Source organism: Burkholderia ubonensis subsp. mesacidophila (assembly GCF_002097715.1).
Classification (GTDB): domain Bacteria; phylum Pseudomonadota; class Gammaproteobacteria; order Burkholderiales; family Burkholderiaceae; genus Burkholderia; species Burkholderia mesacidophila.
Genome location: NZ_CP020738.1, coordinates 3,053,705 through 3,078,325, shown reverse-complemented (window position 1 = coordinate 3,078,325; position 24,621 = coordinate 3,053,705). Strand labels below are relative to the sequence as shown.

22 protein-coding genes and 2 pseudogenes are annotated in these 24,621 nt (G+C 67.0%); 12 read left to right on the top strand and 12 right to left on the bottom strand.

Annotation, left to right across the window (positions count from 1 at the left end; translation table 11 throughout):
• Positions 1 to 149 precede the first annotated feature (149 nt).
• Positions 150 to 1,028, top strand: a complete 879-nt coding sequence (locus tag B7P44_RS31375) for a LysR family transcriptional regulator (RefSeq protein WP_084909704.1) — start codon at positions 150 to 152, stop codon at positions 1,026 to 1,028.
• 265 nt (positions 1,029 to 1,293) lie between these two features.
• On the opposite strand, the gene B7P44_RS31370 is transcribed toward B7P44_RS31375, so the two are convergent.
• From B7P44_RS31370 to B7P44_RS31360, 3 genes are all read right to left on the bottom strand, one after another.
• Positions 1,294 to 2,076, bottom strand: coding sequence for an ABC transporter substrate-binding protein (locus tag B7P44_RS31370; protein ID WP_084909703.1), 783 nt, complete (start codon positions 2,074 to 2,076; stop codon positions 1,294 to 1,296).
• A 223-nt stretch (positions 2,077 to 2,299) separates the two neighbouring features.
• Positions 2,300 to 3,220, bottom strand: coding sequence for a LysR family transcriptional regulator (locus tag B7P44_RS31365; protein ID WP_084909702.1), 921 nt, complete (start codon positions 3,218 to 3,220; stop codon positions 2,300 to 2,302).
• An 88-nt stretch (positions 3,221 to 3,308) separates the two neighbouring features.
• A complete protein-coding gene (locus tag B7P44_RS31360) occupies positions 3,309 to 4,256 on the bottom strand; it encodes a GlxA family transcriptional regulator (RefSeq protein WP_084909701.1) in 948 nt (315 codons plus the stop codon).
• A gap of 115 nt (positions 4,257 to 4,371) precedes the next feature.
• Here B7P44_RS31360 and B7P44_RS31355 point away from each other — a divergent pair, with 115 nt between their 5' ends.
• Complete coding sequence (locus B7P44_RS31355; RefSeq protein ID WP_084909700.1) at positions 4,372 to 4,680, top strand: DUF3817 domain-containing protein; 309 nt, start codon at positions 4,372 to 4,374, stop codon at positions 4,678 to 4,680.
• A complete protein-coding gene (locus B7P44_RS31350; protein WP_084910131.1) occupies positions 4,677 to 5,078 on the top strand; it encodes a CopD family protein in 402 nt (133 codons plus the stop codon). Before B7P44_RS31355 ends, B7P44_RS31350 begins: the two co-directional genes overlap by 4 nt.
• A gap of 23 nt (positions 5,079 to 5,101) precedes the next feature.
• Here the strand turns inward: B7P44_RS31350 and B7P44_RS31345 are convergent, their stop codons facing one another.
• Positions 5,102 to 5,689 (bottom strand): hypothetical protein, encoded by a 588-nt coding sequence (locus B7P44_RS31345; protein ID WP_084909699.1) that lies wholly within the window; start codon positions 5,687 to 5,689, stop codon positions 5,102 to 5,104.
• A 90-nt stretch (positions 5,690 to 5,779) separates the two neighbouring features.
• Positions 5,780 to 6,226 carry a MarR family winged helix-turn-helix transcriptional regulator gene (locus B7P44_RS31340; protein ID WP_084909698.1) on the bottom strand — a complete coding sequence of 149 codons (447 nt, stop codon included), beginning with the start codon at positions 6,224 to 6,226 and terminating at the stop codon, positions 5,780 to 5,782.
• An 82-nt stretch (positions 6,227 to 6,308) separates the two neighbouring features.
• Between B7P44_RS31340 and B7P44_RS31335 the strand changes: the two genes are divergently transcribed.
• From B7P44_RS31335 to B7P44_RS31320, 4 genes and pseudogenes are all read left to right on the top strand, one after another.
• On the top strand, positions 6,309 to 6,674 hold the full coding sequence (locus B7P44_RS31335; protein ID WP_084909697.1) for a hypothetical protein: 366 nt from the start codon (positions 6,309 to 6,311) through the stop codon (positions 6,672 to 6,674).
• A gap of 43 nt (positions 6,675 to 6,717) precedes the next feature.
• A complete protein-coding gene (locus B7P44_RS31330) occupies positions 6,718 to 7,335 on the top strand; it encodes a glutathione S-transferase family protein (RefSeq protein ID WP_084909696.1) in 618 nt (205 codons plus the stop codon).
• A 244-nt stretch (positions 7,336 to 7,579) separates the two neighbouring features.
• Positions 7,580 to 8,767 carry a M20 aminoacylase family protein gene (locus B7P44_RS31325; protein ID WP_084909695.1) on the top strand — a complete coding sequence of 396 codons (1,188 nt, stop codon included), beginning with the start codon at positions 7,580 to 7,582 and terminating at the stop codon, positions 8,765 to 8,767.
• Between the two features lie 53 nt (positions 8,768 to 8,820).
• Positions 8,821 to 9,156: pseudogene (locus B7P44_RS31320) on the top strand (MFS transporter); the annotation flags it as partial.
• A gap of 14 nt (positions 9,157 to 9,170) precedes the next feature.
• On the opposite strand, the gene B7P44_RS31315 reads toward B7P44_RS31320, so the two are convergent.
• The gene (locus B7P44_RS31315; protein ID WP_084910130.1) at positions 9,171 to 10,223 is read right to left on the bottom strand and encodes an RNA-guided endonuclease InsQ/TnpB family protein; all 1,053 of its coding nucleotides are present in this window, start codon (positions 10,221 to 10,223) and stop codon (positions 9,171 to 9,173) included.
• An 82-nt stretch (positions 10,224 to 10,305) separates the two neighbouring features.
• On the opposite strand from B7P44_RS31315, the pseudogene B7P44_RS31310 reads away from it, so the two are divergent.
• Positions 10,306 to 10,626, top strand: a pseudogene (locus B7P44_RS31310) (MFS transporter); the annotation flags it as partial.
• Between the two features lie 39 nt (positions 10,627 to 10,665).
• On the opposite strand, the gene B7P44_RS31305 reads toward B7P44_RS31310, so the two are convergent.
• Positions 10,666 to 11,454 carry an IclR family transcriptional regulator gene (locus tag B7P44_RS31305; protein ID WP_084909694.1) on the bottom strand — a complete coding sequence of 263 codons (789 nt, stop codon included), beginning with the start codon at positions 11,452 to 11,454 and terminating at the stop codon, positions 10,666 to 10,668.
• Positions 11,455 to 11,669: 215 nt separating this feature from the next.
• On the opposite strand from B7P44_RS31305, the gene pcaF reads away from it, so the two are divergent.
• A complete protein-coding gene (pcaF, locus tag B7P44_RS31300) occupies positions 11,670 to 12,872 on the top strand; it encodes a 3-oxoadipyl-CoA thiolase (protein ID WP_084909693.1) in 1,203 nt (400 codons plus the stop codon).
• Positions 12,873 to 13,445: 573 nt separating this feature from the next.
• Positions 13,446 to 14,990 carry a methyl-accepting chemotaxis protein gene (locus B7P44_RS31295; RefSeq protein WP_084909692.1) on the top strand — a complete coding sequence of 515 codons (1,545 nt, stop codon included), beginning with the start codon at positions 13,446 to 13,448 and terminating at the stop codon, positions 14,988 to 14,990.
• 353 nt (positions 14,991 to 15,343) lie between these two features.
• On the opposite strand, the gene gabD is transcribed toward B7P44_RS31295, so the two are convergent.
• Both gabD and B7P44_RS31280 read right to left on the bottom strand, forming a co-directional pair.
• Positions 15,344 to 16,813 carry an NADP-dependent succinate-semialdehyde dehydrogenase gene (gene gabD, locus B7P44_RS31285; protein WP_059610428.1) on the bottom strand — a complete coding sequence of 490 codons (1,470 nt, stop codon included), beginning with the start codon at positions 16,811 to 16,813 and terminating at the stop codon, positions 15,344 to 15,346.
• 81 nt (positions 16,814 to 16,894) lie between these two features.
• Complete coding sequence (locus B7P44_RS31280; protein ID WP_088511594.1) at positions 16,895 to 18,178, bottom strand: 4-aminobutyrate--2-oxoglutarate transaminase; 1,284 nt, start codon at positions 18,176 to 18,178, stop codon at positions 16,895 to 16,897.
• Between the two features lie 130 nt (positions 18,179 to 18,308).
• Here B7P44_RS31280 and pdxR point away from each other — a divergent pair, with 130 nt between their 5' ends.
• Complete coding sequence (gene pdxR / locus B7P44_RS31275; RefSeq protein ID WP_084909689.1) at positions 18,309 to 19,832, top strand: MocR-like pyridoxine biosynthesis transcription factor PdxR; 1,524 nt, start codon at positions 18,309 to 18,311, stop codon at positions 19,830 to 19,832.
• A 113-nt stretch (positions 19,833 to 19,945) separates the two neighbouring features.
• Here pdxR and B7P44_RS31270 read toward each other — a convergent pair whose 3' ends face one another.
• From B7P44_RS31270 to B7P44_RS31260, 3 genes are read right to left on the bottom strand one after another with little or no spacing between them, the layout of a single operon-like run.
• On the bottom strand, positions 19,946 to 21,457 hold the full coding sequence (locus B7P44_RS31270) for a YfcC family protein (protein WP_084909688.1): 1,512 nt from the start codon (positions 21,455 to 21,457) through the stop codon (positions 19,946 to 19,948).
• A gap of 25 nt (positions 21,458 to 21,482) precedes the next feature.
• Positions 21,483 to 22,253, bottom strand: a complete 771-nt coding sequence (locus B7P44_RS31265; protein WP_084909687.1) for an IclR family transcriptional regulator — start codon at positions 22,251 to 22,253, stop codon at positions 21,483 to 21,485.
• Entirely contained in the window at positions 22,250 to 23,149 is a 900-nt protein-coding gene (locus tag B7P44_RS31260; protein WP_084909686.1) for an N-formylglutamate amidohydrolase, read from the bottom strand. Before B7P44_RS31260 ends, B7P44_RS31265 begins: the two co-directional genes overlap by 4 nt.
• Positions 23,150 to 23,499: 350 nt before the next feature.
• Between B7P44_RS31260 and B7P44_RS31255 the strand changes: the two genes are divergently transcribed.
• Positions 23,500 to 24,603, top strand: coding sequence for a porin (locus tag B7P44_RS31255; protein WP_084909685.1), 1,104 nt, complete (start codon positions 23,500 to 23,502; stop codon positions 24,601 to 24,603).
• Positions 24,604 to 24,621 lie beyond the last annotated feature (18 nt).

Here is a 24,621-nt window from a genome sequence, read left to right as displayed (position 1 = left end):
CAATACTGGTGGCGGGGTCTCGCATCCTTATCTTTCTGCCCCGTGCGAACGCCATTCGGTGTTGACGATTGACCCGAGTGGTATCGGGTGCTCGCATTATAGTGAATATTGGTTATATATAGTTAATTTTATGTATAAGAAGTGATTATATGAACGTTGCACTTTTAGAAATTTTTTGCGCAGTTGTTCGAGAAGGCAGTGCCTTGCGAGCAGCGGAGAAATTGGGTTGTTCACAACCCAACGTCACCTCTCGAATCAGGCAACTGGAAGAGTCGCTGGAAACACCGCTGTTCGAGCGACAGGGCAAGCGTCTTGTGCTGAACGATGCAGGCCGTCGGCTCATCCCCTACGGCGATCGGATATTGCAACTCATCCAGGAGGCCGAGCGAGCTGTTCTGGAGAAACCATTGACCCAAACACTGAGTTTGGGGGCGATGGAAAGTACCGCGGCCACACGGCTGCCGCACATTCTGGCAATGCTGAAGCGTGAGCAGCCCGAACTCACGATATCTGTTGAAATAGGATCGGAGCTCGTGCTGTTGGACCGGATTGAAAGCGGGCGGTTGGATGCTGCTTTGACTGCACGCACAAAGCAGCGAGAGGGATTCCGATATCACCCTGCCTTCAACGAAGAGGTCGTCGTAATAAGCGCGCCCGGCATTGGGCGCCACCAGTTATTCGCCGGCGGAACCACCACGCTTTTCGCATTCAAGGAGGGGTGTCCCTATCGGGTAGCCGCGCAAGAATGGTTACGGGAACAAGGCATTAAGGATTACGTGACACTCACTTTGGACAGCTATCCCGCCATCATTAATTCCGTCGTGGTGAATATGGGAGTGGCGGTCGTTCCCCGGAATGTCACTACGGAACATGTCGTGCGAAACGAGTTGGTTGCGCACAAGTTCGCCAATCTCAGGGAGGTGCCAACCTACCTCATTACAAAGCACGCAGACAGGCCGGATCTGGAGGTAGAGCTTCTGAAGCGCATGTTGACTACCGGTTCCACGCGTATCCCTCTGCTGCAATAACCATGGGATCAAGTCGCCGGACTGCGGGCGAGTGCGGTTCCACCCTTCAAAGCCTATGCAGCAGAGTTGCCACGGCAGCGGCCCGTTTCCGTGCAGCGTCTTGCACGCATAGGCTGAACTCGCCTAAATCCTTGATAAACCTGACGTATCGTGGTCAGGCATCGTCCGGCGGATTTCAGTGCCGGAGCCATCGTGAAATAAAAAACGGGCTCCTCGCGGAGCCCGTTTGCGGGCGCGGAAACCGCGCCGATCGATCCTGCTTGCGTTACTTGCCGTAGACGTCGAAGTCGAAGTACTTCTTCGCGATCTTGTCGTACGTGCCGTCCTTGCGCATGTCGCCGATCGCCTTGTCGATCTTCGTCTTCAGGTCGCCGTCTTCCTTGCGCAGGCCGATGCCCGCGCCGTTGCCGAGCGTCTTCGGATCGTCGAGATCCGTGCCGACGAACTGGAAGTCCTTGCCGCGCGGGGTCTTCAGGAAGCCGATGTCGGCCTGCACCGCGTCCTGCAGCGCGCCGTCGAGGCGGCCCGCGATCAGGTCGGCGTAGACCTGGTCCTGGTTCTGGTACGGCACGACCGTCGCGCCGGCCGGCGCCCAGTAGGTCTTCGCGTACGTTTCCTGGATCGTGCCCTGCTCGACGCCGATGCGGTGGCCCTTCACCGACTTCGCGTCGGGCAGCAGCGCGGAGCCCTTCTTCGCGACCAGGCGCGTCGGCGTGTTGAACAGCTTCGCCGAGAACGAGATCTGCTCCTCGCGCGCCGGCGTCATCGACATCGACGACAGCACGCCGTCGAACTTGCGGGCCTTCAGCGCCGGGATCATGCCGTCGAAGTCATTCTCGATCCACACGCACTTCGCGCTCATGCGGCGGCAGATTTCGTTGCCCAGGTCGACGTCGAAGCCGACCACCTTGCCGTCCGGGCCTTTCGATTCGAAAGGCGGGTAGCTCGCGTCGACGCCGAAACGGACGGTCGACCAGTCCTTCGCGTATGCGCCGCCGGCCGATACGGCGAGCAGGGCAACCGTTACAGCCGCAAGAATTTTTTTCACTCGGTGACTCCTCGTTTTGTTCGATGGGTGCGCGGTCGTGCCGCGCCGTAAGCCTTCGGCCCGGCGCGGCTTCGCGTCGGACTGTCCGTTTCGCCCGCCCGATGGGGCGCACGACGTGCGCAGATTATCAAGACAAAATACCGGTGGTGCGCCTAGGACATGCCCTTAGGGGTTGTTGGCGCGGATAACGGGCCTGCGCGACCGTATCAGTGAGAGGAACGAATCAGCCCAGCGTTTCGTTGACGGCGCGCCGCAGGCACGTGACGAACCGGGTGACGGCCGGCGTCGGCAGCAGGTCGCGCCGCGCGATGATCGACAGGTCGAAGCGCGGCAGGCGTTCGTCGAGCTCGGCCGTGCGGATGCCGAGCGGCGCGACCATCGCCGCCAGCGGGCGCGTGAAGCAGCCGATCACGTCCGAGCGCGCGACGAGCCCGAGCGTCACCGCGAACGACATCGGCGAGTGCAGCAGGCGTTGCGGCGGCGGCAGACCGTGCGCGTCGAACATCGCGATCATCACGCTGTGCGGGAACTCGTCGGGGCCGACCGTGACGATCCATTCCGCGTCGACCAGGTCGGCGAGCCGGCTCGCGCCGGCGAGCGGATGGCCTTCGCGCATCGCGACGACGAACTCGGTCGAGAACAGCGGCCATTGCGTGAAATCGCGGTCCAGCGCGGGGACATGGTGCATCGCAGCGATGTCGAGCGTGCCGTTGCGCAGCTGCGCGAGCGCTTCCGGCACCGTCACTTCCTCGAGATGCAGGTTCACGCGCGGCATCGCATGCCGGAACGCCGTGACCGCGTGCGGCAGCGCGGTCAGCGCGATCGACGGCATCGTGCCGACCGCGACGCGCCCGGACATTTCCCCCTTCACCTGCTCGACCGCCTCGACGGTGCGGCGCATGTCGCCGAGCAGCTGCTCGGCGCGCGGCAGCAGCGCATGGCCGCACGCGGTCAGTTCGACGCCGCGCACGGTGCGGACCAGCAGTTCCGCGTTGAGCGCCGTTTCCAGCTCGCGGATCGTGTGCGTGATCGCAGGCTGCGTGACGCCGAGCTCGCGCGCGGCGGCGCGCAGGCTGCGGTGGTGCGCGGCGCAGACAAAGGCCTGCAACTGCGCGATGTTCAGGGGGCTGCGGATGCGGGTCATCGATCGGGTCCTGAAGTGCGGGAACGCCCGCGCGCGACTTCGAGCGGGATGTTCATTCTGCCTGCGACCGCCGAATTTCCATGACGCCCTACGCGCCCGACCGGGCCCGGAACGCCTGACGATACCGCTGCGGCGACGTGCCGACGATGCGGGCGAACCGCTCGCGGAACGCGGTGACCGAACCGAACCCGGCCTCCGTCGCGACATGCTCGATCGACAGTTCCGTGACCTCCAGCAACTGCTGCGCATGCCTGACGCGCGCGGTCTGCAGCCATTGCCGCGGCGATGTGCCCGTCTGCTCCTGAAAGCGCCGCGTCAGCGTGCGCACGCTCATCGACGCCTTGCGGGCCATCGCGTCGAGCGTGAGCGGCTCGCGCAGGTTCGCGTGCAGCCAGTCCAGCAGGTTTTGCAGCCCGTCGCCGCCGGCCGGCCATTCCGGGGCGATGAATTGCGCCTGCCCGCCTTCGCGGACGCGCGGCGCCACCGCGTAGCGTGCGGCGTCGACGGCGACCGCGGCGCCGTAGTCGGCCTGGATCATGTGCAGGCAGAGATCGAGGCCCGCCGCCGCGCCGGCCGACGTCAGCACCTGCCCGTTGTCGACGAACAGCACGTTCGGGTCGACCGTCACGCCCGGATAGCGGCGCGCGAGTTCGCCGGCCGCCAGCCAGTGCGTCGTCGCGCGCAAGCCGTCGAGCAGCCCCGCTTCCGCCAGCACGAACGCGCCGCTGCAGATCGACGCGATCCGGCAACCGCGTGCGGCCGCCGCGCGCAACGCCGCGATCACGCGGCGCGAGGTGGGCGCGAGCGGCACGGACGTGCCGGGGACGATGATCGTATCGGCATCGGCAAGCCCGTCGAGACGAAACGCGGGCCGCAGTTCGAACAGGTCGCCGGCGACGCGCGGATGCTCGCTGCACACGCGCACGCGGTAGGCGTCGTCGACGTTGGGCGAACGCACGCGTGCGAACGTGTCGCACGCGACGCCCAGATCGAACGGGACGACGTCGGGCAGCGCAAGAACGGCGACGGTGTGCATGACGATGAGGTGAGAGGGGGCGTGGCCAGAATCCGTTGGAATGTGGCATTTTAGCCAATGGATCGCGCCTGCTCCACACGCGATAATCGCCTCCGGCAAACATGGAGGCCTGCACATGAAACAAGACGACCGCAATGCGTTGCGGAACCTGCAATACCTGTCGTTGCTGGAAGCGACCACGCTCGTCGCGCTGGTTTGCGTCGCCGTGCCGCTCAAGCATCTGGCCGGCTATCCCGCCGCGGTGTCGATCATGGGGCCGATTCACGGCATCGCGTTCGCGATGTACGTGTGGGCGGTCGTCGGCACCGCGTCGAGCGGGCTGTGGAGCAAAGGCGAGGTCGCGCGGCTCGTGCTGTCGGCCGTCGTGCCGTTCGCGGGGCTGGCGAGCGCCGGATGGATCGCGCGCAGGCGGGCTGCGCAATGAGCTACCTGTTGCTCAAGGCCGTTCACGTTCTGGCCATCGTCACGTTCGTCGGCGGGCTGCTGATGTTGTCCGTCGGTGTCCGGATCGCCAATTTGGCAGTGCATCGCGCGGTGCGGCGCTGGGATCGCGCGGTGACGGCGCCGGCGCTCGCGATCGTGTGGATCACCGGAATCGCGATCGCGTTGCAAGGACACTGGTTCGGCGATGGATGGCTGTCGGCGAAGCTCGTGGTCGTCACCGCGCTGTCGGCCTTGCACGGCATCCTGGGCGGCACGCTGCGGCGCATGGCGCGCGACGACCTCGTCGTCGCGCCGGCGCAATGGCTCGGGCAGGCCGGGGGCGCCGTCATTGTCGCGACGGGAATCGTCGTCGGGCTGGTCGTGGTCAAGCCGTTCTGAGGTGCGCGGCCGCTCCCGTCACGCTAGGCGAGCGCCGTCTCGACGGCCGCCAGCGTGCGGCGGCGGATCCAGCCGCTCGCCAGCCGGATCGCCATCCAGTAAGGCGTGAACAGGAGTCGCGTGCGCATCGTCGGGCAATGCACGAAGGTTTCGGTGCGCAGCGCGTGTGCGCCGCGACCGCACTCGACCACCTGGAAACGCAGCACGAGCTTCGCATCGCGCGGGGCGGCGTGGCGCATGAAGCTGTCGGCGTCGTCGATGGTCCGTATGTCGGGATCCGGGCGCCAGAACCGTCCGACGAGGCCGAGCGTCAGTGACCGATCGTCCCGCTGCAACAGTGTGAACGTGTCGAAGCCGAAGCGCTCGCGGCGCGCCGCTTCGTTGCGCAGCGCACCGATGACGGTCGACGGGAATTCGCGCACGGTCAGCAGCGCGTCGACGATCGGGTCGGCGCGCATGTCCAGCGACGCGACGGCGTCGATGATGCGGCGCGCGTCCGCGTCGATCGGCCGCGATTGATGGATTTCATGGAAGCCGAACGACGGAATGAACGGCGGCTTGCGGTCGGACGTCCGGCTCGCCGATTCGGAAATGATCCCCAGCGCGTTCATCGCGGCTCCGTGGCGTAAAGCCCGATCGTAGCATCGGCCCCGGGATGCCGTACTTTTGCGTTGCCGCGGCATGAACCCGACGACGAAGCGCTACGAGAGCGCCCGCAACTGGTCGCGTAGCCGATCCATCTCGTCCGGTGAAAACGGCTTCTCGATTTCGGCGTGCGTCTGTTGCCACAGGGGAAACGCCTTGGCCAGCAGGCGATGGCCGGCCGGCGTCAGGCTGAGCAAGCGGCTGCGCTTGTCGTCGGGGTCCGGCTCGATGGCGACGAGGTTGCGGCGCTCGAGCGGCTTGAGCGCGGCCGTCAGCGTGGTGCGATCCATCGCCAGCAGCGACGCCACGTCCTTCATCGCGGGCGGATGAGGGCGATTGAGCGACATCAGCAGCGAAAACTGCCCGTTCGTGAGATCGAGCGGGCGCAGTGCGTCGTCGAAGATGCGCGCGAGGTTTCGCGCCGCCCGCTGCATGTGCAGGCACAGGCAGCAGTCGCGCACCATCAGGGTCGTTTCGAAGGGGAGCTTGGCTGTGCGGGACATGTTGCAATTGTGTTGATATCAACCTATTGTGTCAAGGGCCGGGAGCGACATCCCGTTGCTCCTTTGATCTGACGGAGGCGTCATGAGCGATCAACAGTTGTTTCTCGTGGTTTTCCTCGCAGGCAAGGACAGCCCGCGCATGAAGGCGTGGCAGTCGATGACGGAACAGGAGCGGCATGCCAGGGAGCGGGAGGGCATCGCGGCCTGGAAGGCGTGGGTTGAAAAGCATCAGACGTCGATCGTCGAGCTCGGCGGGCCGCTCGGCAAGACCAAGACGATCGGCGAACGCGGCATCGCCGATACGGCCAATGCGCTGACGGCGTTTACGGTCGTGCGCGCTGCTTCGCACGAAGACGCGGCCAGGATGTTCGAAAGCCACCCGCATTTCACGATCTTCCCGGGCGAGACGATCGACGTGATGCCGGTCCTGCCGATTCCCGCCGCGTGAACGTCGCCGGCGGGCGCTTTTCCCGACACTTCGGAGATTCGCCATGAAACTCTACGGATTCGCCGGAACCCGTTCGCAACGCGCGCTATGGGGGCTCAAGGCGCTCGATGCGGATTTCGAATTCATCTCGGTCAACCTGCTCGAAGGCGAGCACAGGCGGCCCGAGTTCCTTCGCCTCAATCCCGCGGGCAAGGTTCCCGTGCTGGTGGACGGCGACCTCGTGATTCCCGAATCGGCGGCAATCGTGCTGTACCTCGCGGACAAGTATCCGCAGAAGGCGTTGCTGCCTGTCGATCTTGCCGCGCGGGCGCAGGCCTATCGCTGGGTCATGTTCGCGGTCACCGAGCTCGAGCAGCCGCTGTGGAGAATCACCCGGCATACGATGCTCTATCCGCCTGACAAGCGCCTGCCGGCCGATATCGCGCTGGCGCGCGAGGATTTCCAGAACATGGCGGCGATCCTCGACAGGCATCTCGAAGGGCGTGCGTTCATTGTCGGCGACACGCTGACGGTTGCCGACTGCGTGACCGCCTATCTGATCGACTGGGCCAATGAGTTCCACCTGATCGACGCATTTCCGCAATTGCAGGCGTATCTCGAACGCCTGTATGCGCGGCCCAACGCGCCGCAGCGCATCGCCGACGCGCGCAGGGCGGCGTGACGACGCAGGTCGGCGAAGCGATGCGGTAGCGCGTCCGGCCGACGGGGAGGGGGCGATCGTGCAACGATCGCGTCCCTCGTCGGCGCTTGTCCCCTTGCGGGATAACCCTGATAAAAAAACCTTATCGCGGTGAAAAATTCCGCATCTTATTGAACGGGATTTGGCTCGATATAGTGGCTCGCCTTCATCGCCCCATCGACGCGGGCGCTATACGAGACACAGGAACCCGAGCCGGAGCCCGTTCATGACCGACCCCCGCTTCACCGAAATCGACGATCTGCAGCCCGCCGCCGACAGCCTGCGCGAGATCCGCCATCACCTCCACCGCCATCCCGAGCTCGCGTATGAGGAAGTCGAAACCGCCGGGCTCGTCGCCGACAGGCTCGAACAATGGGGCTGGCAGGTCACGCGCGGCGTCGGCAGGACCGGCGTGGTCGGCACGCTGCGGGCCGGCGACGGCGCGCGCAGCATCGGCATCCGCGCGGACATGGACGCGCTGCCGATCGTCGAGGCGACGGGCCTGCCGTATGCGAGCGCGACGCACGGCAAGATGCACGCGTGCGGGCACGACGGCCACACGACGATGCTGCTCGGCGCCGCGCAGCATCTCGCGAAGACCCGCAACTTCTCCGGCACCGTGCACCTGTATTTCCAGCCGGCCGAGGAGCACGGCGTCGACAGCGGCGCGAAGAAGATGATCGACGACGGCCTGTTCGAGCGCTTCCCGTGCGACGCGGTGTTCGGCATACACAACCATCCGGGCGCGGCGCCCGGCGTGTTTCTGACGCGGCGCGGCCCGTTCATGTCGGCGGGCGACAAGGCGATCATCTCGATCGACGGCGTCGGCGGGCACGCGGCGCGGCCGCACCTGACGGTCGATCCGGTCGTCGTCGCCGCGAGCATCGTGATGGCGCTGCAGACGATCGTCGCGCGCAACGTCGATCCCGCGCAGCCCGCCGTGGTCACGGTCGGCTCGATGCACGCGGGCACCGCGAACAACGTGATTCCGCACGGCGCGCGGCTCGAGCTGAGCGTGCGCTCGTTCAGCCCCGACGTGCGCGCGCTGCTCAAGCGCCGCATCGTCGAGCTCGCCGAGTCGCAGGCCGCGAGCTACGGCGCGAGCGCGCAAGTCGAGTACATCGAAGGCTATCCGGTCGTCGTCAATTCGGATGCCGAAACCGATTTCGCCGCGCAGGTCGCGCGCGAGCTGGTCGGCGACGCGAACGTCGTCGAGCAGGCCGACCTGCTGATGGGCAGCGAGGATTTCGCGTTCATGCTGCAGCGGCGCCCCGGTTCGTTCGTGCGCCTCGGCAACGGCGCGGGCGAGGACGGCTGCATGGTGCACAACCCGAAATACGACTTCAACGATCGCAACCTGCCGATCGGCGCGGCATTCTGGGCGCGGCTCGTGGAGCGTTACCTGGGCCGCTGACACCGGCAGCACGCGGCCGGCGGTTCCGGCCGATTCGATCGGAGACCTGAACGATGCGGAAAGATCATCTTGCATTGCCTGCCGCCGCGACTGCCGCCATCGCGGCCGACGCCCGGCCCGACTCCCCGCCGGTCACCCGGCGCGGCGCGATCGCGGCGGCCGTGATCGGCAACTGGCTGGAATTCTTCGATTTCACCGTGTACGGGTTCTTCGCGGTGCTGATCGGCAAGCTGTATTTCCCGTCGGGCGATCCGACGACGTCGCTGCTGCTGTCGGTCGCGACGTTCGCGGCGGGCTTCTTCACGCGGCCGCTCGGCAGCATCATGCTCGGCGTCTACGCGGACCGCAACGGCCGCAAGGCCGCGCTGAACCTGACGATCATGCTGTTGACGTCCTCGCCCGTCTAAAGGCAGGCGATTCCCACACCTGGCGATGCACGTCCGCATCGGAGCATGTTCAACGCAGCGTTGGTATCACGATCATGCACGACACCACAGCCATCGCAGGTCCACTCTCTTATTCTCAGTCCCGCGATACCTTTCGGCCGCGTCGTGCTGTCTTTCGATCCGCACGCCGAACAGGACTGGGTCGAACCGCTTTCGTCCACTTCCTCGAACGTGGCTCCGTGCGCCATCGCCTTGTAACGGAGCTTGTCCCGGAAGGACGACCAGGATGCGTCGTAGACGCTTTTCGCCATCCTGGTTCTGGCGAGTTTCACGGCCGACACGTTGCCGACCGCGATGTAATCGAAGCGTCGCACCAGATCGAGCGCGAGCTTGTGCTGGAAGTCGGCGCGGGCATTGGCCACCTTGGCGTGCAGTTTCGCGATATGCCGCTTGTGCTTGCGTGCCCGTTGCGCTTTCGCCAGCTTCTCGGCCGCGCATCGGCCGAACCGGTCATTGGGCAGCTTCTCGCCGGTCGAAAGTGTGGCGAAGTCTTTCAGGCCGAGATCGATGCCGACACCGGAGCGGATCGGGCGCGCCGGAACCTCGGGCTTCTCGATCACGATGTTGAGGAACCAGTTACCGCGCGCATCCTGCGCGAAGTTGGTGCCGTCCTTGATCTTGCCTTCGGGAAGCGGGCGACTATTGAACACCCGGAAGGTGTGGCCGGCGAAGCGAAACGCGTCGCCCTCGCGTTTCAGGTCACGGCCCTTCAACGGCACCCAGCCGAGCGACTTCCTGCCGCGATAGCGCAAGTACGGGCGGCGGTGCTGGCTGCGCGATTTCGCGTACTGCTCGCACGTTGCGTTGACAGTGCCGGAGTGGATGCCGAGTTCCTTGCTGCTGCCAGTCGTCAGCACATTCAGGTCGAAACCCGTCGGCCACTTCTTGCTCCACTTGAGTGCGTGCTTCTGCGTGTCATTGCAAAAGTTCCACACGTAGTTCACCGCTCGGCTCTGCTTGTTAAGGAGTCCGTTGAGCGACTTCACCCGGTAGCGGTAGACAAGGATCATGCCGGCCATCCTAACCGGTGGAAGAAGCGGCCTGTCAAGCGCACTCCTTTCCTCCCCGCCATCAACGACGGGTTTCTCGGATCTACTGATGAACCGCCATCCGTCGCTGTCGGTCATCATGCCGCTGACCGCGCTGATGCTGCTGTTCTATTCGATGGGTTCCGCATCGGAGTTCGCACTGATGTGCGAATCCTTTCCGCGCCGCGTGCGCGCAACCGGGATCTCGATCGCGTATGCGCTCAGGGTGACGATCTTCGGCGGCACGTCGCAGCTCGTCGCGACGTGGCTCGTGCAGTCGACCGGCAGCAAGCTCGCGCCGGCGGGCTACGTCGCGGTGTGCGTGCTGGTGTCGCTGGCGGCGGTGGCGATGCTGCGGGAGACGGCGGGGGAGCGGGGCGACTGACGGCGCAACGGCGCGTCCGATTTGCCGCTTGCCGGCCCGTCATCCCCGCCGCGCAACCAGTTCCGACACCGTCTGCGCAGCCTGCTGCAGCGGCCCTAGAAACTCCTTCACCATCTGCTTGGCGTTGTGCCGCTGCGCGTTGCCGCTCACGTTCATCGCCGCGATGATCTGTCCGCGCCGGTTGCGGATCGGCGCCGAGATCGACAGCAGCCCCACTTCCAGCTCCTGGTCGACGATCGCCCAGCCCTGCTGGCGCGCGAGCGCGATCGAGGCCTTCAGTTCGCCGAGGTCCGTGATCGTGCGCGGCGTGTGCGCGCGAATGCCGCTTTGCGCGAGCGTGGCGTCGAGTGTCGCGTCGTCGAGCGCGGACAGCAGCACGCGGCCCATCGACGTGCAGTACGCGGGCAGCCGGCTGCCGATCGACAGGTTGATCGTCATGATCTTGTGCGTCGGCACGCGCAGCACGTAGACGATCTCGGTGCGGTCGAGCACGGCCGCCGAGCAGCTTTCGTGGATCTGCGCGGACAGCTGCTCCATCACCGGTTCCGCGAGATTCCAGAACGGCATCGACGTCAGGTACGCGAAGCCGAGCTCGAGAATCTTCGGCGTGAGCCGGAACAGCCGGCCGTCCGCCTCGACGTAGCCGAGCGTCTGCAGCGTGAGCAGGATCCGGCGCGCGCCGGCGCGCGTCAGGCCGGTCGCCGAGGCGACCTCGGTGAGGGTCTGTTCGGGACGATCCGCGTCGAACGCGCGGATCACCGCGAGCCCGCGCGCGAACGACTGGACGTAGGAGTCGCCGGGTTTTGCCTGGATGTCTTCGGTAGTCATGACCTGTCGGAATATCGTGCAGCCGAGAAGATAGCGCATGGGGCCTGACACGCCAACCGCGCGGCCGCCGCCGGCGCTTGACAGGCCATCCCCGCACTCCCTATGATGCATCGAACGTTCGATACACGATCTAATGTTCGTATAAAGAACATTTAAGCGCATCCCGGCGGGCAATGCAATGGGGGCGCCCATTTCATTTCCTCCCGGAGACACTGATGACCGAAGCTTTCCTGTGTGATGCGATCCGCACGCCGATCGGGCGTTACGGCGGCGCGCTGTCCGGCGTGCGCGCCGACGATCTGGGGGCGGTGCCGCTCAAGGCGCTCGTGGAACGCAACCGAGACGTCGACTGGTCGGCGATCGACGACGTGATCTACGGCTGCGCGAACCAGGCGGGCGAGGACAACCGCAACGTCGCCCGCATGTCGCTGCTGCTCGCGGGCCTGCCGCAGGTCGTGCCGGGCTCGACGATCAACCGCCTGTGCGGCTCCGGGATGGACGCGGTCGGCTCCGCCGCGCGCGCGATCAAGTCCGGCGAGGCCGGGTTGATGATCGCGGGCGGCGTCGAGAGCATGACCCGCGCGCCGTTCGTGATGGGCAAGTCCGCAAGCGCGTTTGCGCGCCAGGCCGACATCTTCGACACGACGATCGGCTGGCGCTTCGTCAATCCGCTGATGAAACAGCTGCACGGCGTCGATTCGATGCCGGAGACGGCCGAAAACGTCGCGACCGACTACGGCATCAGCCGCGCCGACCAGGACCTGTTCGCGCTGCGCAGCCAGCAAAAGGCCGCACGCGCGCAGCAGGACGGCACGCTGGCGGAGGAGATCGTCGCGGTGACGATCCCGCAGAAGAAGGGCGACCCGCTCGTCGTGTCGCGCGACGAGCACCCGCGCGAGACGTCGCTGGAGACGCTGGCGAAGCTCAAGGGCGTCGTGCGCCCGGACGGCACGGTCACGGCCGGCAACGCGTCGGGCGTCAACGACGGCGCCGCGGCGCTGCTGCTCGCCAACGAGGAAAGTGCGAAGCGCTTCGGCCTGACGCCGCGCGCCCGCGTGCTCGGCATCGCGACGGCGGGCGTCGCGCCGCGCGTGATGGGCATCGGCCCGGCGCCGGCCACGCAGAAGCTGCTCGCGCGGCTCGGCATGACGATCGACCAGTTCGACGTGATCGAGCTGAACGAGGCGTTCGCGTCGCAGGGGCTCGCGGTGTTGCGCATGCTGGGCGTCGCGGATGACGACCCGCGCGTGAACCCGAACGGCGGCGCGATCGCGCTCGGCCATCCGCTCGGCGCGTCCGGCGCGCGTCTCGTGACCACCGCGATGTACCAGCTGCATCGCACGAAGGGCCGCTATGCGCTGTGTACGATGTGCATCGGCGTCGGCCAGGGCATCGCGCTCGCGATCGAACGCGTCTGACGCGACGCACTGCGGTGAAGCGGCCGGACATGGGCCGCTTCACTGTTTGACCCGACACCGTCAGGCTCACCGCGCGGCGGCATCTTCCCTCCCTCCTTTCGTTCCGGCGTCGCCTACACGGCGGATAACTGCTGAATTCGGCACACGCAAGAGTTTGCCGGCGTGTTAATCCGGAAATTGCAGTTTCTTGCCTGATAGGCAAATTTCACGCGGGAAAATATCCGCGTTTCCGCCTCGATTCGTTTTCCGTTTTAAAACTCGAAATAATCGCATTGCTATTCATTTCATTTCGGCTATTCGTCGCAAGACCGATAGTGGCGGCGGGAATAATCGCGCGATAACCCGGAGAGGCTTGTTCGGCGCCGAATTTGTTTTGCCGCAAACGATAGGGTTGACATAAATCAATGCGCGCCATTTCTTGACATATTTTTTACACACAAGGGGTAAGGTTTTAGAAAAGTTTGCCGAAAGAGCAGAGGCATGATCATTCGCGAATGGTGAAGCCGGACGCGAATGGTCCCGAGTCGTCAATCCTGAAGCGGGCGCAAGACCCGCCAATCGGAGCTCTGCTTGATGCGCAACAACCAGCCCGTTACCCAACAAGAATTCGAATTCCCCGACGATGCGACGCTGATGTCGACCACTGACGCCGACAGCATCATCACCTATGCGAATGCGACATTCGTCCACATCAGCGGCTATTCACGCGAGGAGATAGAAGGCCAGCCGCACAACCTCGTCCGCCACCCGGACATGCCCAAGGAAGCGTTCGCCGACATGTGGGCGACGCTCAAGGGCGGCGAGCCGTGGACCGCGCTCGTGAAGAACCGCCGCAAGAACGGCGACCATTACTGGGTGCGCGCGAACGCGGTGCCGGTGAAGCGCAACGGCCGCACGGAAGGCTACCTGTCGGTGCGCACGAAGGCGCCGCGCGACCAGATCGCGGGCGCCGAGGCGCTGTACCGCGCGTTTCGCGAAGGCCGCGCCGGCAAGCGGCGTTTCCACAAGGGGCTGGTCGTACGCACCGGCCTGTTCGGCTTCACGTCGCTGTTCCGGACGATGTCGGTGCGCTGGCGTCTCCATTCGGTGCTGCTCGCGTTTGCGCCGGTGGTCGTCGGGGCGGGCTGGGCGTGCGGTCTCGACGGCGGCCCGCTCGCGGCGTTCGCCGCGGTAACGGCCGGCGCCGCCGTGGCGGCCGGCCTGTGGCTCGATGCGCAGATCGCGCGCCCGCTGAAGCAGTTGCGCGAACAGGCGCTGAACGTCGCGTCCGGCGATCGCCGCGGCGGCGCCGGCATGGATCGCGTCGACGAGATCGGCATGACGCTGCGCACGATCAACCAGCTCGGGCTGATGTTCCGCTGGCTGGTCGACGACGTCAGCGAGCAGGTGCTCAACGTGCAGCGCGCGAGCAACGAGATCGCGCAGGGCAACAACGACCTGAGCGCGCGCACCGAGCAGGCCGCGTCGAGCGTGCAGGAGACGGCGGCGTCGATGGCGGAGATGACGGCGACCGTCGACAGCAACGCGCAGACCGCGCTGCAGGCGAACCAGTTGTCCGTCTCGGCCAGCGAGGCGGCGGAACGCGGCGGGCATGCGATGTCGGAGATCGTCGATACGATGAACGACATCACGGACAGCTCGCGCCGGATCTCGGACATCATCGGCGTGATCGACGGGATCGCGTTCCAGACCAACATCCTCGCGCTGAACGCGGCGGTCGAGGCGGCGCGCGCGGGCGATCAGGGGCGCGGTTTCGCGGTGGTCGCGGGCGAGGTGCGGGCGCTCGCGCAGCGCAGCGCGAATGCGGCGAAGGAGATCAAGACGCTGATCGAGAACAGCGTGGGGCGCATTTCATCGGGCGCGCAGCTGGTCGACGGCGCGGGGCGGACCATGGAAGACATCGTCGCGCAGGTGAAGCGGGTGTCGGACCTGATCGCGGAGATCAGCGCGTCGACCGCCGAGCAGAGCTCGGGTGTCACGCAGGTCGATCAGGCGGTCGTGCATCTCGACAGCATCACGCAGCAGAACGCGGCGCTCGTCGAGCAGAGCACGGCGGCGTCGGAGAGCCTGAAGCAGCAGGCGACGCGGCTCGTCGACGCGGTGAACGCGTTCAGGTGACGCGGGCGCGGCGCCAAGGTGCCGGCCCGCGTCGGGCCGCCCGGTTCCGGCCGGGCGGCTTAGGGCCTGTTCCCGCTAATAACGGGCTTGCGAACGTGCCGTTCCGCCCGCAGTGCAAGGAAAGAGGAGGCGCAATAGCCGTAGCTATTGCAACGACGAACGACGCCGCAATGCGGGCGGAACGGCACGTTCCCCTGATTGAAAAAACCTTCGTGGGGCTGGCCGCCAGAAGGGCCGATCGCGGCGTCATGTTCCTTGCGAATACGTTGAGTATTCGCTTCGTCGCATTCCTTGCGCTCGGCCCTTCTGGCGGCCAGCGCAAGCCCGTTATTAGCGGGAACAGGCCCTAACCGTCAGACAGCCAGGCAGAGATACTTGATCACGACGTAGTCGTCGATGCCGTAGTGCGAGCCTTCGCGGCCGAGGCCGGACTGCTTCACGCCGCCGAACGGCGCGACCTCGTTCGAGATCAGGCCGGTGTTGACGCCGACCATCCCGTACTCGAGCGCCTCGGCGACCTTCCACACGCGGCCGATGTCGCGGCTGTAGAAGTACGCGGCGAGGCCGAACTCGGTGTCGTTCGCGAGGCGGATCACCTCGTCGTCGCTGCCGAACTTGAACAGCGGCGCGAGCGGCCCGAACGTCTCTTCCTTCGCGACCTTCATCGCCGGCGTGACGCCCGTCAGCACGGTCGGCTCGAAGAAGCCGTGGCCGAGCGCGTGGCGCTTGCCGCCCGTGACGACGGTCGCGCCCTTCGCGAGCGCGTCCTCGATGTGCGCCTCGACCTTCAGCACGGCCGCTTCGTTGATCAGCGGGCCCTGCGTGACGCCCGGCTCGGTGCCGCGCCCGACCTTCAGCTGGCCGACCGCCGCCGCGAGCTTCTGCGCGAACTGGTCGTACACGGCTTCATGCACGTAGAAGCGGTTCGTGCACACGCAGGTCTGGCCGCTGTTGCGGTACTTCGACGCGATCGCGCCCTGCACCGCGGCGTCGAGGTCCGCGTCGTCGAACACGATGAACGGCGCGTTGCCGCCGAGCTCCAGCGACACCTTCTTGACCGTCGGCGCGCACTGCGCCATCAGCAGGCGGCCGACCGGCGTCGAGCCGGTGAACGACAGCTTGCGCACGACCGGGTTCGACGTCAGCTCGCCGCCGATCGCCTTCGGGTCGCCCGTTACGACGCTGAACACGCCGGCCGGCACGCCCGCGCGCTCGGCCAGCACGGCCATCGCGAGCGCGGAGAACGGCGTCGCCTCGGCCGGCTTCACGACGATCGGGCAGCCTGCTGCGAGCGCCGGGCCGACCTTGCGGGTGATCATCGCCGCCGGGAAGTTCCACGGCGTGATCGCCGCGCACACGCCGACCGGTTCCTTCGTCACGACGATGCGCTTGTCGCTCGCCGGCGTCGGGATCGTGTCGCCGTACACGCGCTTGCCTTCTTCCGCGAACCATTCGAGGAACGACGCGGCATAGCCGATCTCGCCCTTCGCCTCGGCCAGCGACTTGCCTTGCTCGGTGGTCAGGATCAGCGCCAGGTCGTCGGCGTTTTCCATCATCAGGTCATGCCACTTGCGCAGGATCGCCGCGCGTTCCTTCGCGGTCTTCTTGCGCCACGCGGGCCACGCGGCGTTGGCGGCGTCGATCGCCTGGCGCGTCTCGGCCGCGCCCAGCACCGGCACGACGCCGACGAGGCCGCCCGTCGCCGGGTTGCGGACCTCGAACGTCTCGCCGTTCGCCGCGCCTTGCCATGCGCCGTTGACGTAAGCCTGCTGGCGGAACAGCGACGGGTCCTTCAGGGACAGGGATTCCTGGACAGTGCTCATATGAATAGTCTGCTTTGAAGATGAAACGGCCGCCGCCGTCCTGACGACGGCGGCGGCGCGATCGGTTGACTGGACTGGACCTCAGGCCGGCACGCCGACCGTTTCCTTCAGCACTTCCTCGAGGATCACGAGCGCTTCGTCGAACACGGCCTGGGTGATCGTCAGCGGGAACAGGAAGCGCACGACGTTCGAGTACACGCCGCAGACGAGCAGCAGCAGGCCGCGCTCGAGCGCGCGCGCCTGCACGCGCTTCGTGAATTCGGCGTCCGGCTCGCCCGTGCCCGGCTTCATGAACTCGACCGCGATCATCGCGCCCGGGCCGCGCACGTCGGCGATCTGCGGCACGTCGGCCTGCAGCGCGTTCAGCTTCGCCTTCAGCACGTCGCCGAGCTGCGTCGCGCGCTCGCACAGCTTCTCTTCGTCGATGATCTCGAGCACCGCGTGCGCCGACGCGACCGCCAGCGGGTTGCCCGCGTAGGTGCCGCCGAGGCCGCCGGGGGCGGCCGCGTCCATCACGTCCGCGCGGCCGACGACGCCCGACAGCGGCATGCCGCCCGCGAGGCTCTTCGCCATCGTGATCAGGTCGGCCAGCACGTCGTAGTGCTGCATCGCGAACAGCTTGCCGGTGCGCGCGAAGCCCGTTTGCACTTCATCGGCGATCAGCAGGATGCCGTGCTCGTTGCAGATCTTGCGCAGCGCGCGCACGAACTCGGCCGGCGCCGGGTTGAAGCCGCCTTCGCCCTGGACCGGCTCGAAGATGATCGCGGCGACGCGCTTCGGGTCGATGTCGGCCTTGAACAGCATCTCGATCGCCTTGATCGAGTCGGCGGTCGTCACGCCGTGCAGCGCGTTCGGGTACGGCGCGTGGAACACGTCGCCCGGGAACGGGCCGAAGTTCAGCTTGTACGGCGCGACCTTGCCGGTCAGCGCCATGCCCATCATCGTGCGGCCGTGGAAGCCGCCCGAGAACGCGATGACGCCCGGACGGCCGGTCGCCGCGCGCGCGATCTTGATCGCGTTCTCGACGGCTTCGGCGCCGGTCGTGAAGAACGCGGTCTTCTTCGTGAAATCGCCCGGCGCGCGCGCGTTGATCTTCTCGGCCAGCTCGACGTACGACGCATACGGGACGATCTGGTACGCGGTGTGCGTGAAGCTGTTCAGCTGGTCGGCGATCGCCTTGACGATCTTCGGATGGCGGTGGCCCGTGTTCAGCACCGCGATGCCGGCGGCGAAATCGATGAAACGGCGGCCTTCGACGTCCCACAGCTCCGCGTTCTCGGCGCGGGCCGCGTAGAAGTCGCACATCACGCCGACGCCGCGCGGGGTGGCGGCGTTCTTGCGGGCCTGCAGGTCGGCATTCTTCACGGTCATCTCCTTGATGTTTCGTATCCGGTGGGAAGGAAGTCGGGCGCGCTTCGGCAGCCCATGACGGCGACTATAATCAGATTTGGCTCTGACAATCAGAGCCATTTCAATAAATAGTTAGGAGCCAATCATGCGGGCAAGCGTGTTGTCGGACTGGCTGGCGCAGCGTCTCGTGCGCGGCGGCGCGCAGCCGATCTACCGGCAGCTGCACCGGCTGCTGCAGCAGGCGATCCTGTCGCGGGAGCTGCCGGCCGGCACGCGCGTGCCGTCGTCGCGGCTGCTCGCGGCCGAGCTCGGGATCGCGCGCAACACGGTGACCCAGGTGTACGAGCAGCTCGCGCTCGAAGGCTATGTGAGTTCGGCGACCGGCCGCGGCACGTTCGTCGCCGACAGCGCGCCGGATGAGCTCGTCGGCGTGCCGGCGGACGCCGCGGGCCCGAACCCGGCCCCGCGGGCCGCCGCGCGGCCGCTGTCCGCGCGCGGCGCGCGGCTCGTCGAAGGCGCGGGCGTGTCGAAGCGGCAGGGCGGCGCGTTCATGCCGGGCGTGCCCGATGTGTCGCGATTTCCGGCGCGCGTGTGGACGCGCCTGCACAACAAGTACTGGCGGCGCCTGCGCCCCGACCTGCTGACCTACGCGCCGGGCGGCGGGCTCGCGCTCCTGCGCGAGGCGCTCGCCGACTACCTGCGCACGTCGCGCTCGGTGCGCTGCGCGCCGGAGCAGATCGTGATCACGACCGGCATCCACCAGTCGATCGATCTCGCGGTGCGGCTCTTGACCGACCCGGGCGACGCGATCTGGACCGAGGACCCGTGCTACTGGGGCGTGCGCAGCGTGCTCAACGTGTCGGGACTGACGACGCGGCCGATCCCGGTCGACGACGAGGGAATCGCGCCGTCGCCCGCCGATCGTGCCGAGCCGCCGAAGCTGATGCTCGTCACGCCGTCGCACCAGTATCCGCTCGGGATGGTGATGAGCCTCGCGCGGCGCCGGATGCTGCTCGAATACGCGCGGCAGCACCGCTGCTGGATCATCGAGGACGACTACGACAGCGAGTTCCGCTACGGCAGCCGGCCGCTCGCGTCGCTGCAGGGGCTCGACACGGCGGGGCAGGTGATCTACGTCGGCAGTTTCGGCAAGACGCTGTTTCCGGGGCTGCGGGTCGGCTACCTCGTCGCGCCGGAGCCGCTCGCGGAAAGCTTCGCGACGGCGAGCGCGGAGCTGTACCGGGAAGGGCAGCTGCTGCAGCAGGCGGTGCTCGCGGAATTCATCGCCGAAGGGCATTTCGTGTCGCACATCCGCAAGATGCGCACGCTGTACGGGCAGCGCCGCGAGATGCTGCTCGACGCGGTCGCCCGCCGCTACGGCGACGCGCTGCCGGCGGCCGGCAGCGATGCCGGGCTGCACCTCGTCATGCGGCTGCCGGACGGCGTCGACGATCGCGCGGTCGCGCAGGCCGCGCTCGCGCGCAACATCGTCGTGCGGCCGTTGTCCGGGTATTACGCGGACAGCGCGCGCGCGGCGTCGGGGCTGCTGCTCGGTTACGCGTGCGTGCCGGAGGAGGAGATCGAGCCGGCGTTCGCGACGCTGGCGGAGGCGATCGACGAGCGGGCGTTCGGGCGGGCATTCGGGCGGGCAGGTGTCGTCGCCGCGTGATCGTCGTGTTGCCCGATTGAATCTCTCCCCGTCGCGGAGAGATTCCTCGTGCGTAACCGGCTCGTTCCGTCAGGTGGCCGCACGCGCGACGGCGGCGGGCGGCGCAGCCCGGGTCAATACCCGCTCCACACCGCCAGCGTCAGCACCACGCACGACAGCGCGAGCAGGATCGCGAACAGCGGCAGCACGAAGCGGATCCACGCGCCGAAATCGACGCGCGCGGTCGCGAGATACGCGAGCAGCATCCCCGAGGTCGGCGTGACGAGATTCGTCAGGCCGCCGCCGAGCACGAACGCGAGCACCGACGTCTGGCCGCTCACGCCGGAAAGCTGCGCGATCGGCCCGATGATCGGCATGCTCACCGCGGCCTTGCCGGAGACCGACGGAATGAACACGTCGAGCACCATCTGCACGGCCATCAGCCCGTTTGCGACCCACACCGGCGACTGGCCGTCCGCGAGCCGCGTGAAGAAGTGGATCAGCGTGTCGAGCACGAGGCTGTTCTGCAGCAGCAGCTCGACCGACGCGGCGAGCCCCATCAGCAGCGACGCGAGCATCATGTTCTTCATCCCGTCGACGAACGCATCGGACGCGCTGCGCGAATCGAGCCCGCCGATCGCCGCGGTGACGAGGCTGACGAACGCGTAGAACGCGGCCAGCTCGACGTTGCCCCACTTCAGTTCGCGCGTGCCGACGATCAGCATCGCGACGGCCGCGGCGAACACGGCGAGCGTCGCCTTGTGGCGCAGCGACAGTTTCGCGGGCGGCTGCGCGCCTGCCGTGGTCTGCCCGGCGCGATAACCGCTGTTCCGGACATAGCGCAGCAGGTACAGGATGCCGATCGTCAGGAACACGACGAACACGGCTGCGCGCAGCGCGACGCCGCTGAACAGCGGCACGCCGACGAGCGGCTGCGCGACCGCGAGCGCGAGCGGGTTCGTGACCGACGCGATGTAGCCGATCTTCGCGGCGAGCGCGACCAGCGCGACCGCGAACAGGTCGGACAGGCCGAGGCGGCGCGCGATCACCATCACCATCGGAATGATCACCAGGTACTCGGAGATGAAGCCGAGCAGCGTGCTGCCGAGCCCGATCAGGATCATCAGCAGCGGCGTCAGCAGGTACGCGTTGTTGCCGGTGAGCTGCAGCAGCCGGTCGATGCCCGCATCGACGACGCCCGTCCGGCGCATCACGCCGAACATCCCGCCGACGAACATCACCATCACGATCAGCGGCGCGTTCTTCAGGAGGCCCTGCGGCACCGCGACGAAGGCGGACACGAGGCTCGCGGGCGTCGCTTTGTCGGGGGTGCTCCTGCTGACGGCGGGCGCGACGAGCGTCGCGAGCGCGGTCGTCTTCGGCACGACGTGATAGGTGCCCGGCACGACGAGCCGGCCGTTGCGCTCGAAGCGGCCCGAGTCGACGCTCCACGTGAGCGCGATCGCGGCGGCGAGCACCCACAGCATCATCACGACCGGATGCAGCATCTTGCCGTGCGGACGCGGCGCGCTGCCGGCAGGCTCGGCGGCGGACCGCGTGTCGGCATCCGGCGCAGGCGCGGCCGGGCCGTCGACGGGGGATTGGGCAGCGCGCGCGCTGGACGGATTCGGAAGGGAAGCGGGCATCGGTTCCTCGCGGGTGACGGGGCCGTCAGGCCGGTTGCAGCGCGGCGCGCGCCGGGACGTAGCCGAGTTCGGCGGAAATCGCCTGGCTGCAGGCCTGCAGGCGTTCGAGATAGTCGGGGATGTCGGCATGGCTGATGCGCACCTCGGGACCTGCCACGCTGACCGTTGCGACGGTCGCGCCGCTCAGGTCGCGCACGGGCACCGCGATCGCGACCGCGCCGGGCGTCACTTCGCCGCTGCTGACCGCGTAGCCCTTGCGCGCGACCGCGTCGAGTTCGCCGGCGAGCTTCGGCGGATCGGCCGCCTGACCGAGCTTGCGCAACTGCGCGAAGAACTCGTCGCGCACCGCGTCGGGCGCGAACGCGAGCAGCACCTTGCCCGATGCGCCGAAGTGGATCGGCCGGCGGTTGCCTACCGCGCCGACCGTGCGGATCGCGTGCGTCGTCTCGCAGCGCGCGACGCACACCGTTTCGAGCCCTTCGCGCACGCGCAGCACGACCGTTTCGTTGATCGCCTGGTTGAGCGCGAGCATGTGCCGGTGCGCGGCGCGCACGATCGCGTTCTGCTGCGACGCGGCCACGCCGATCACGAACGCCTGCGGCCCGAGCGCATAGGTGGACGTGCGCGGGTCCTGCACGACGAAGCGGTGCAGCTCGAGCGTGCACAGCATCCGGTAGGTGCGCGACTTGTTGATGCCGAGCTGCGATGCAAGCTCGGTCACGCCGAGGTTCGGATGCTCGGCCACGTAGGTCAGCAGCTTGAGCGCGCTGTCAACGGCGTCGACGATGTAGGTCATCGGGTGTCTCCGGGTTGCGCGAGCCGCATGCGGACGTAGTGCGCGAGCGCGTCGAGGTACGCGTCGACCGCGCCCTTCAGCGCGTCGAAGCCCGCGTGCTTCTCGCACGTCGCTTCGTCCATGTAGCGCGCGCGGTTGAATTCGATCTGAATGCTGTGGCGCCGCCGCGCCGGATCGGCGAGCGCGGTCAGCAGGTCGCCGCCCTGGTACGGCTCGTTGATCTGCACGCGGTAGCCGGCATCGGCGAACCACTGCGCGGTCCACGCGGTGAACGCGGGATCGGCGCTCGTGCCACGCCGGTCGCTGACGACGACGTCCGGCCGCGCGGCGCCGGCATCGACGTTCATCGCGTTGCCGCGCGATTTCATCGAATGGCAATTGACGTGCCACAGCGCGCCGTGCGCGGCGTACAGCGGCTCGGCCACGTCGGCCAGCGCGCGGCGGTACGGCCGGTAGTACGCGTCGATGCGCCGGCGCACCGCGTCGAGCGGCAGCTTGCGGTCGTAGAGCGGCACGCCCGGCAGCGCGAAGCGCCGGATCAGCCCCATGCCGCGCAGCGTGTAGGCCTGCGGCGCGAGCGGCGCGGGCCACGGCTCGGCGAGCAGCTCGGCGTCGATATCGGTTTCCGCGCGGTTCGGGTCGATGTACGCGCGCGGGAACGTCGCGCCGATCAGCGTGGCGCCGCGCGCGCACGCGCCGGCCCACAGCTCGTCGACGTACGCGTCCCACGACGTGCGGATCGCGTCGTGCGGCGCGACGGGCGCGAAGTCCGGCGGATAGGCGAAACCGCTGTGCGGGGAGTCTACGACGATCGGCAGCGCGCCGGCCGACGGCCGCGCGACGAAGTACGCGGACGGTTCGCAGCCGTCGGCGGTGTTGCAATTAAACGTCACCATGGGGATCAGGATCTTTACCTAGTTGCTCGATTTGTTTTGATCGCTCGTTTTAATCATTAAAACAGCGTATCAATATTTCACAACGACCGAAAAAACCGGTCAAGCGCTTTTTGCAGCGTCACGGTTGAACCGCTGAATCCGGCGCTTTCCCTTGTCGGCATTGGGTTTGTTTCATTCATCGAAACGGCGGTGGAACAGGCCATGGCGCGAGCGTTCGCATGATTTTTGACGCAGATTGACGTCCATAACGTCCGAATTCAAAAATTAATAAGACGATGTTTTATTCAATAAAACACGTCTTGGGCGAATGAAATCGCTCCCCATATACAACCGACAAAGGGGTCAGAGATATGAAACGGACGGAAATGGCGGCGGCGCTGATGGGTGTCGCGATCGGCGCGGGCGCGTCGCAGGCTTGCGCGCAGTCGAGCGTGACGCTGTACGGGATCGTCGATTCGGGCATCACGTACACGAACAACCAGAAGGGCCACGCGACCTGGCAGGCGACGGGCGGCAACGAGCAGGGCACGCGCTGGGGGCTGCTCGGCAAGGAGGACCTGGGCGGCGGCACGAGTGCGGTGTTCCGGCTCGAAAACGGCTTCAACCTCGAGACCGGCGCCGCGAGCCAGGGCGGGCGCCTGTTCGGGCGGCGCGCGTACGTGGGCCTCGCGAACGACCGCTGGGGCACGCTGACGATGGGCCGCCAGTACAACGCGGCGCAGGAAGTGCTGGAGCCGCTGCAGATCGGCGCGACCACCGCGCTCACGCAGTACGCGCTGCATCCGTTCGATGCCGACGACCTGAACAACACGTTCCGCACCAACAATTCCGTGCAATACCGGACGCCCACATGGGGCGGGTTGAGCGCGGTCGGCATGTACGGCTTCTCGAACACGACGTCGTTCGCGCAGAACCGCGTGTGGAGCGTCGGCGCGAGCTACGAGCACGGCCCGCTGCAGCTCGGCGCGGCCTATGTGCGCGTCGACCACCCGGCGCTCGACACGACGGGCGCGGTCGCGTCCGACAACTACTACACGTTCATCAAGGGCGTGACGCGCCAGCAGATCTGGGGCGCGGGCGGTGCGTATGCGTGGGGCAACGCGACCTTCGGGCTGCTGTACACGAGCGCGCTGTTCAACCTGCAGACGGGCGGCGCGACGCGCTTCAACAACTTCGAAGGCAGCGTGCGCTACCGCGTGACGCCGGCGCTGCAGGTTGCGCTCGGCGAGACCTACACGCAGGTGATCGCGTCACGGAGCGCGACGCCGAGCGCGCACTACCTGCAGACGAGCACCGGCGTGCAGTACTTCCTGTCGAAGCGCACCGACGTCTACCTGAACGCGTTCTGGCAGCGCGCGTCGTCGAACGCGGTGGCGGCGATCGAGGGGATTTCGAACCCGTCGAGCACGCGCACGCAGATCGTCGCGGTGACGGGGATCCGCCACCGGTTCTGACCCGGCGCCGGCGCGCTC

Excerpts from the sequence above, each read along its gene's own strand:
- B7P44_RS31375 (WP_084909704.1), top strand. The coding sequence starts at position 150 with ATGAACGTTGCACTTTTAGAAATTTTTTGCGCAGTTGTTCGAGAAGGC.
- B7P44_RS31365 (WP_084909702.1), bottom strand. The coding sequence starts at position 3,220 with ATGACCCGCATCCGCAGCCCCCTGAACATCGCGCAGTTGCAGGCCTTT.
- B7P44_RS31360 (WP_084909701.1), bottom strand. The coding sequence starts at position 4,256 with ATGCACACCGTCGCCGTTCTTGCGCTGCCCGACGTCGTCCCGTTCGAT.
- B7P44_RS31355 (WP_084909700.1), top strand. The coding sequence starts at position 4,372 with ATGAAACAAGACGACCGCAATGCGTTGCGGAACCTGCAATACCTGTCG.
- B7P44_RS31350 (WP_084910131.1), top strand. The coding sequence starts at position 4,677 with ATGAGCTACCTGTTGCTCAAGGCCGTTCACGTTCTGGCCATCGTCACG.
- B7P44_RS31345 (WP_084909699.1), bottom strand. The coding sequence starts at position 5,689 with ATGAACGCGCTGGGGATCATTTCCGAATCGGCGAGCCGGACGTCCGAC.
- B7P44_RS31340 (WP_084909698.1), bottom strand. The coding sequence starts at position 6,226 with ATGTCCCGCACAGCCAAGCTCCCCTTCGAAACGACCCTGATGGTGCGC.
- B7P44_RS31335 (WP_084909697.1), top strand. The coding sequence starts at position 6,309 with ATGAGCGATCAACAGTTGTTTCTCGTGGTTTTCCTCGCAGGCAAGGAC.
- B7P44_RS31330 (WP_084909696.1), top strand. The coding sequence starts at position 6,718 with ATGAAACTCTACGGATTCGCCGGAACCCGTTCGCAACGCGCGCTATGG.
- B7P44_RS31325 (WP_084909695.1), top strand. The coding sequence starts at position 7,580 with ATGACCGACCCCCGCTTCACCGAAATCGACGATCTGCAGCCCGCCGCC.
- B7P44_RS31315 (WP_084910130.1), bottom strand. The coding sequence starts at position 10,223 with ATGATCCTTGTCTACCGCTACCGGGTGAAGTCGCTCAACGGACTCCTT.
- B7P44_RS31305 (WP_084909694.1), bottom strand. The coding sequence starts at position 11,454 with ATGACTACCGAAGACATCCAGGCAAAACCCGGCGACTCCTACGTCCAG.
- pcaF (WP_084909693.1), top strand. The coding sequence starts at position 11,670 with ATGACCGAAGCTTTCCTGTGTGATGCGATCCGCACGCCGATCGGGCGT.
- B7P44_RS31295 (WP_084909692.1), top strand. The coding sequence starts at position 13,446 with ATGCGCAACAACCAGCCCGTTACCCAACAAGAATTCGAATTCCCCGAC.
- gabD (WP_059610428.1), bottom strand. The coding sequence starts at position 16,813 with ATGAGCACTGTCCAGGAATCCCTGTCCCTGAAGGACCCGTCGCTGTTC.
- pdxR (WP_084909689.1), top strand. The coding sequence starts at position 18,309 with ATGCGGGCAAGCGTGTTGTCGGACTGGCTGGCGCAGCGTCTCGTGCGC.
- B7P44_RS31270 (WP_084909688.1), bottom strand. The coding sequence starts at position 21,457 with ATGCCCGCTTCCCTTCCGAATCCGTCCAGCGCGCGCGCTGCCCAATCC.
- B7P44_RS31265 (WP_084909687.1), bottom strand. The coding sequence starts at position 22,253 with ATGACCTACATCGTCGACGCCGTTGACAGCGCGCTCAAGCTGCTGACC.
- B7P44_RS31260 (WP_084909686.1), bottom strand. The coding sequence starts at position 23,149 with ATGGTGACGTTTAATTGCAACACCGCCGACGGCTGCGAACCGTCCGCG.
- B7P44_RS31255 (WP_084909685.1), top strand. The coding sequence starts at position 23,500 with ATGAAACGGACGGAAATGGCGGCGGCGCTGATGGGTGTCGCGATCGGC.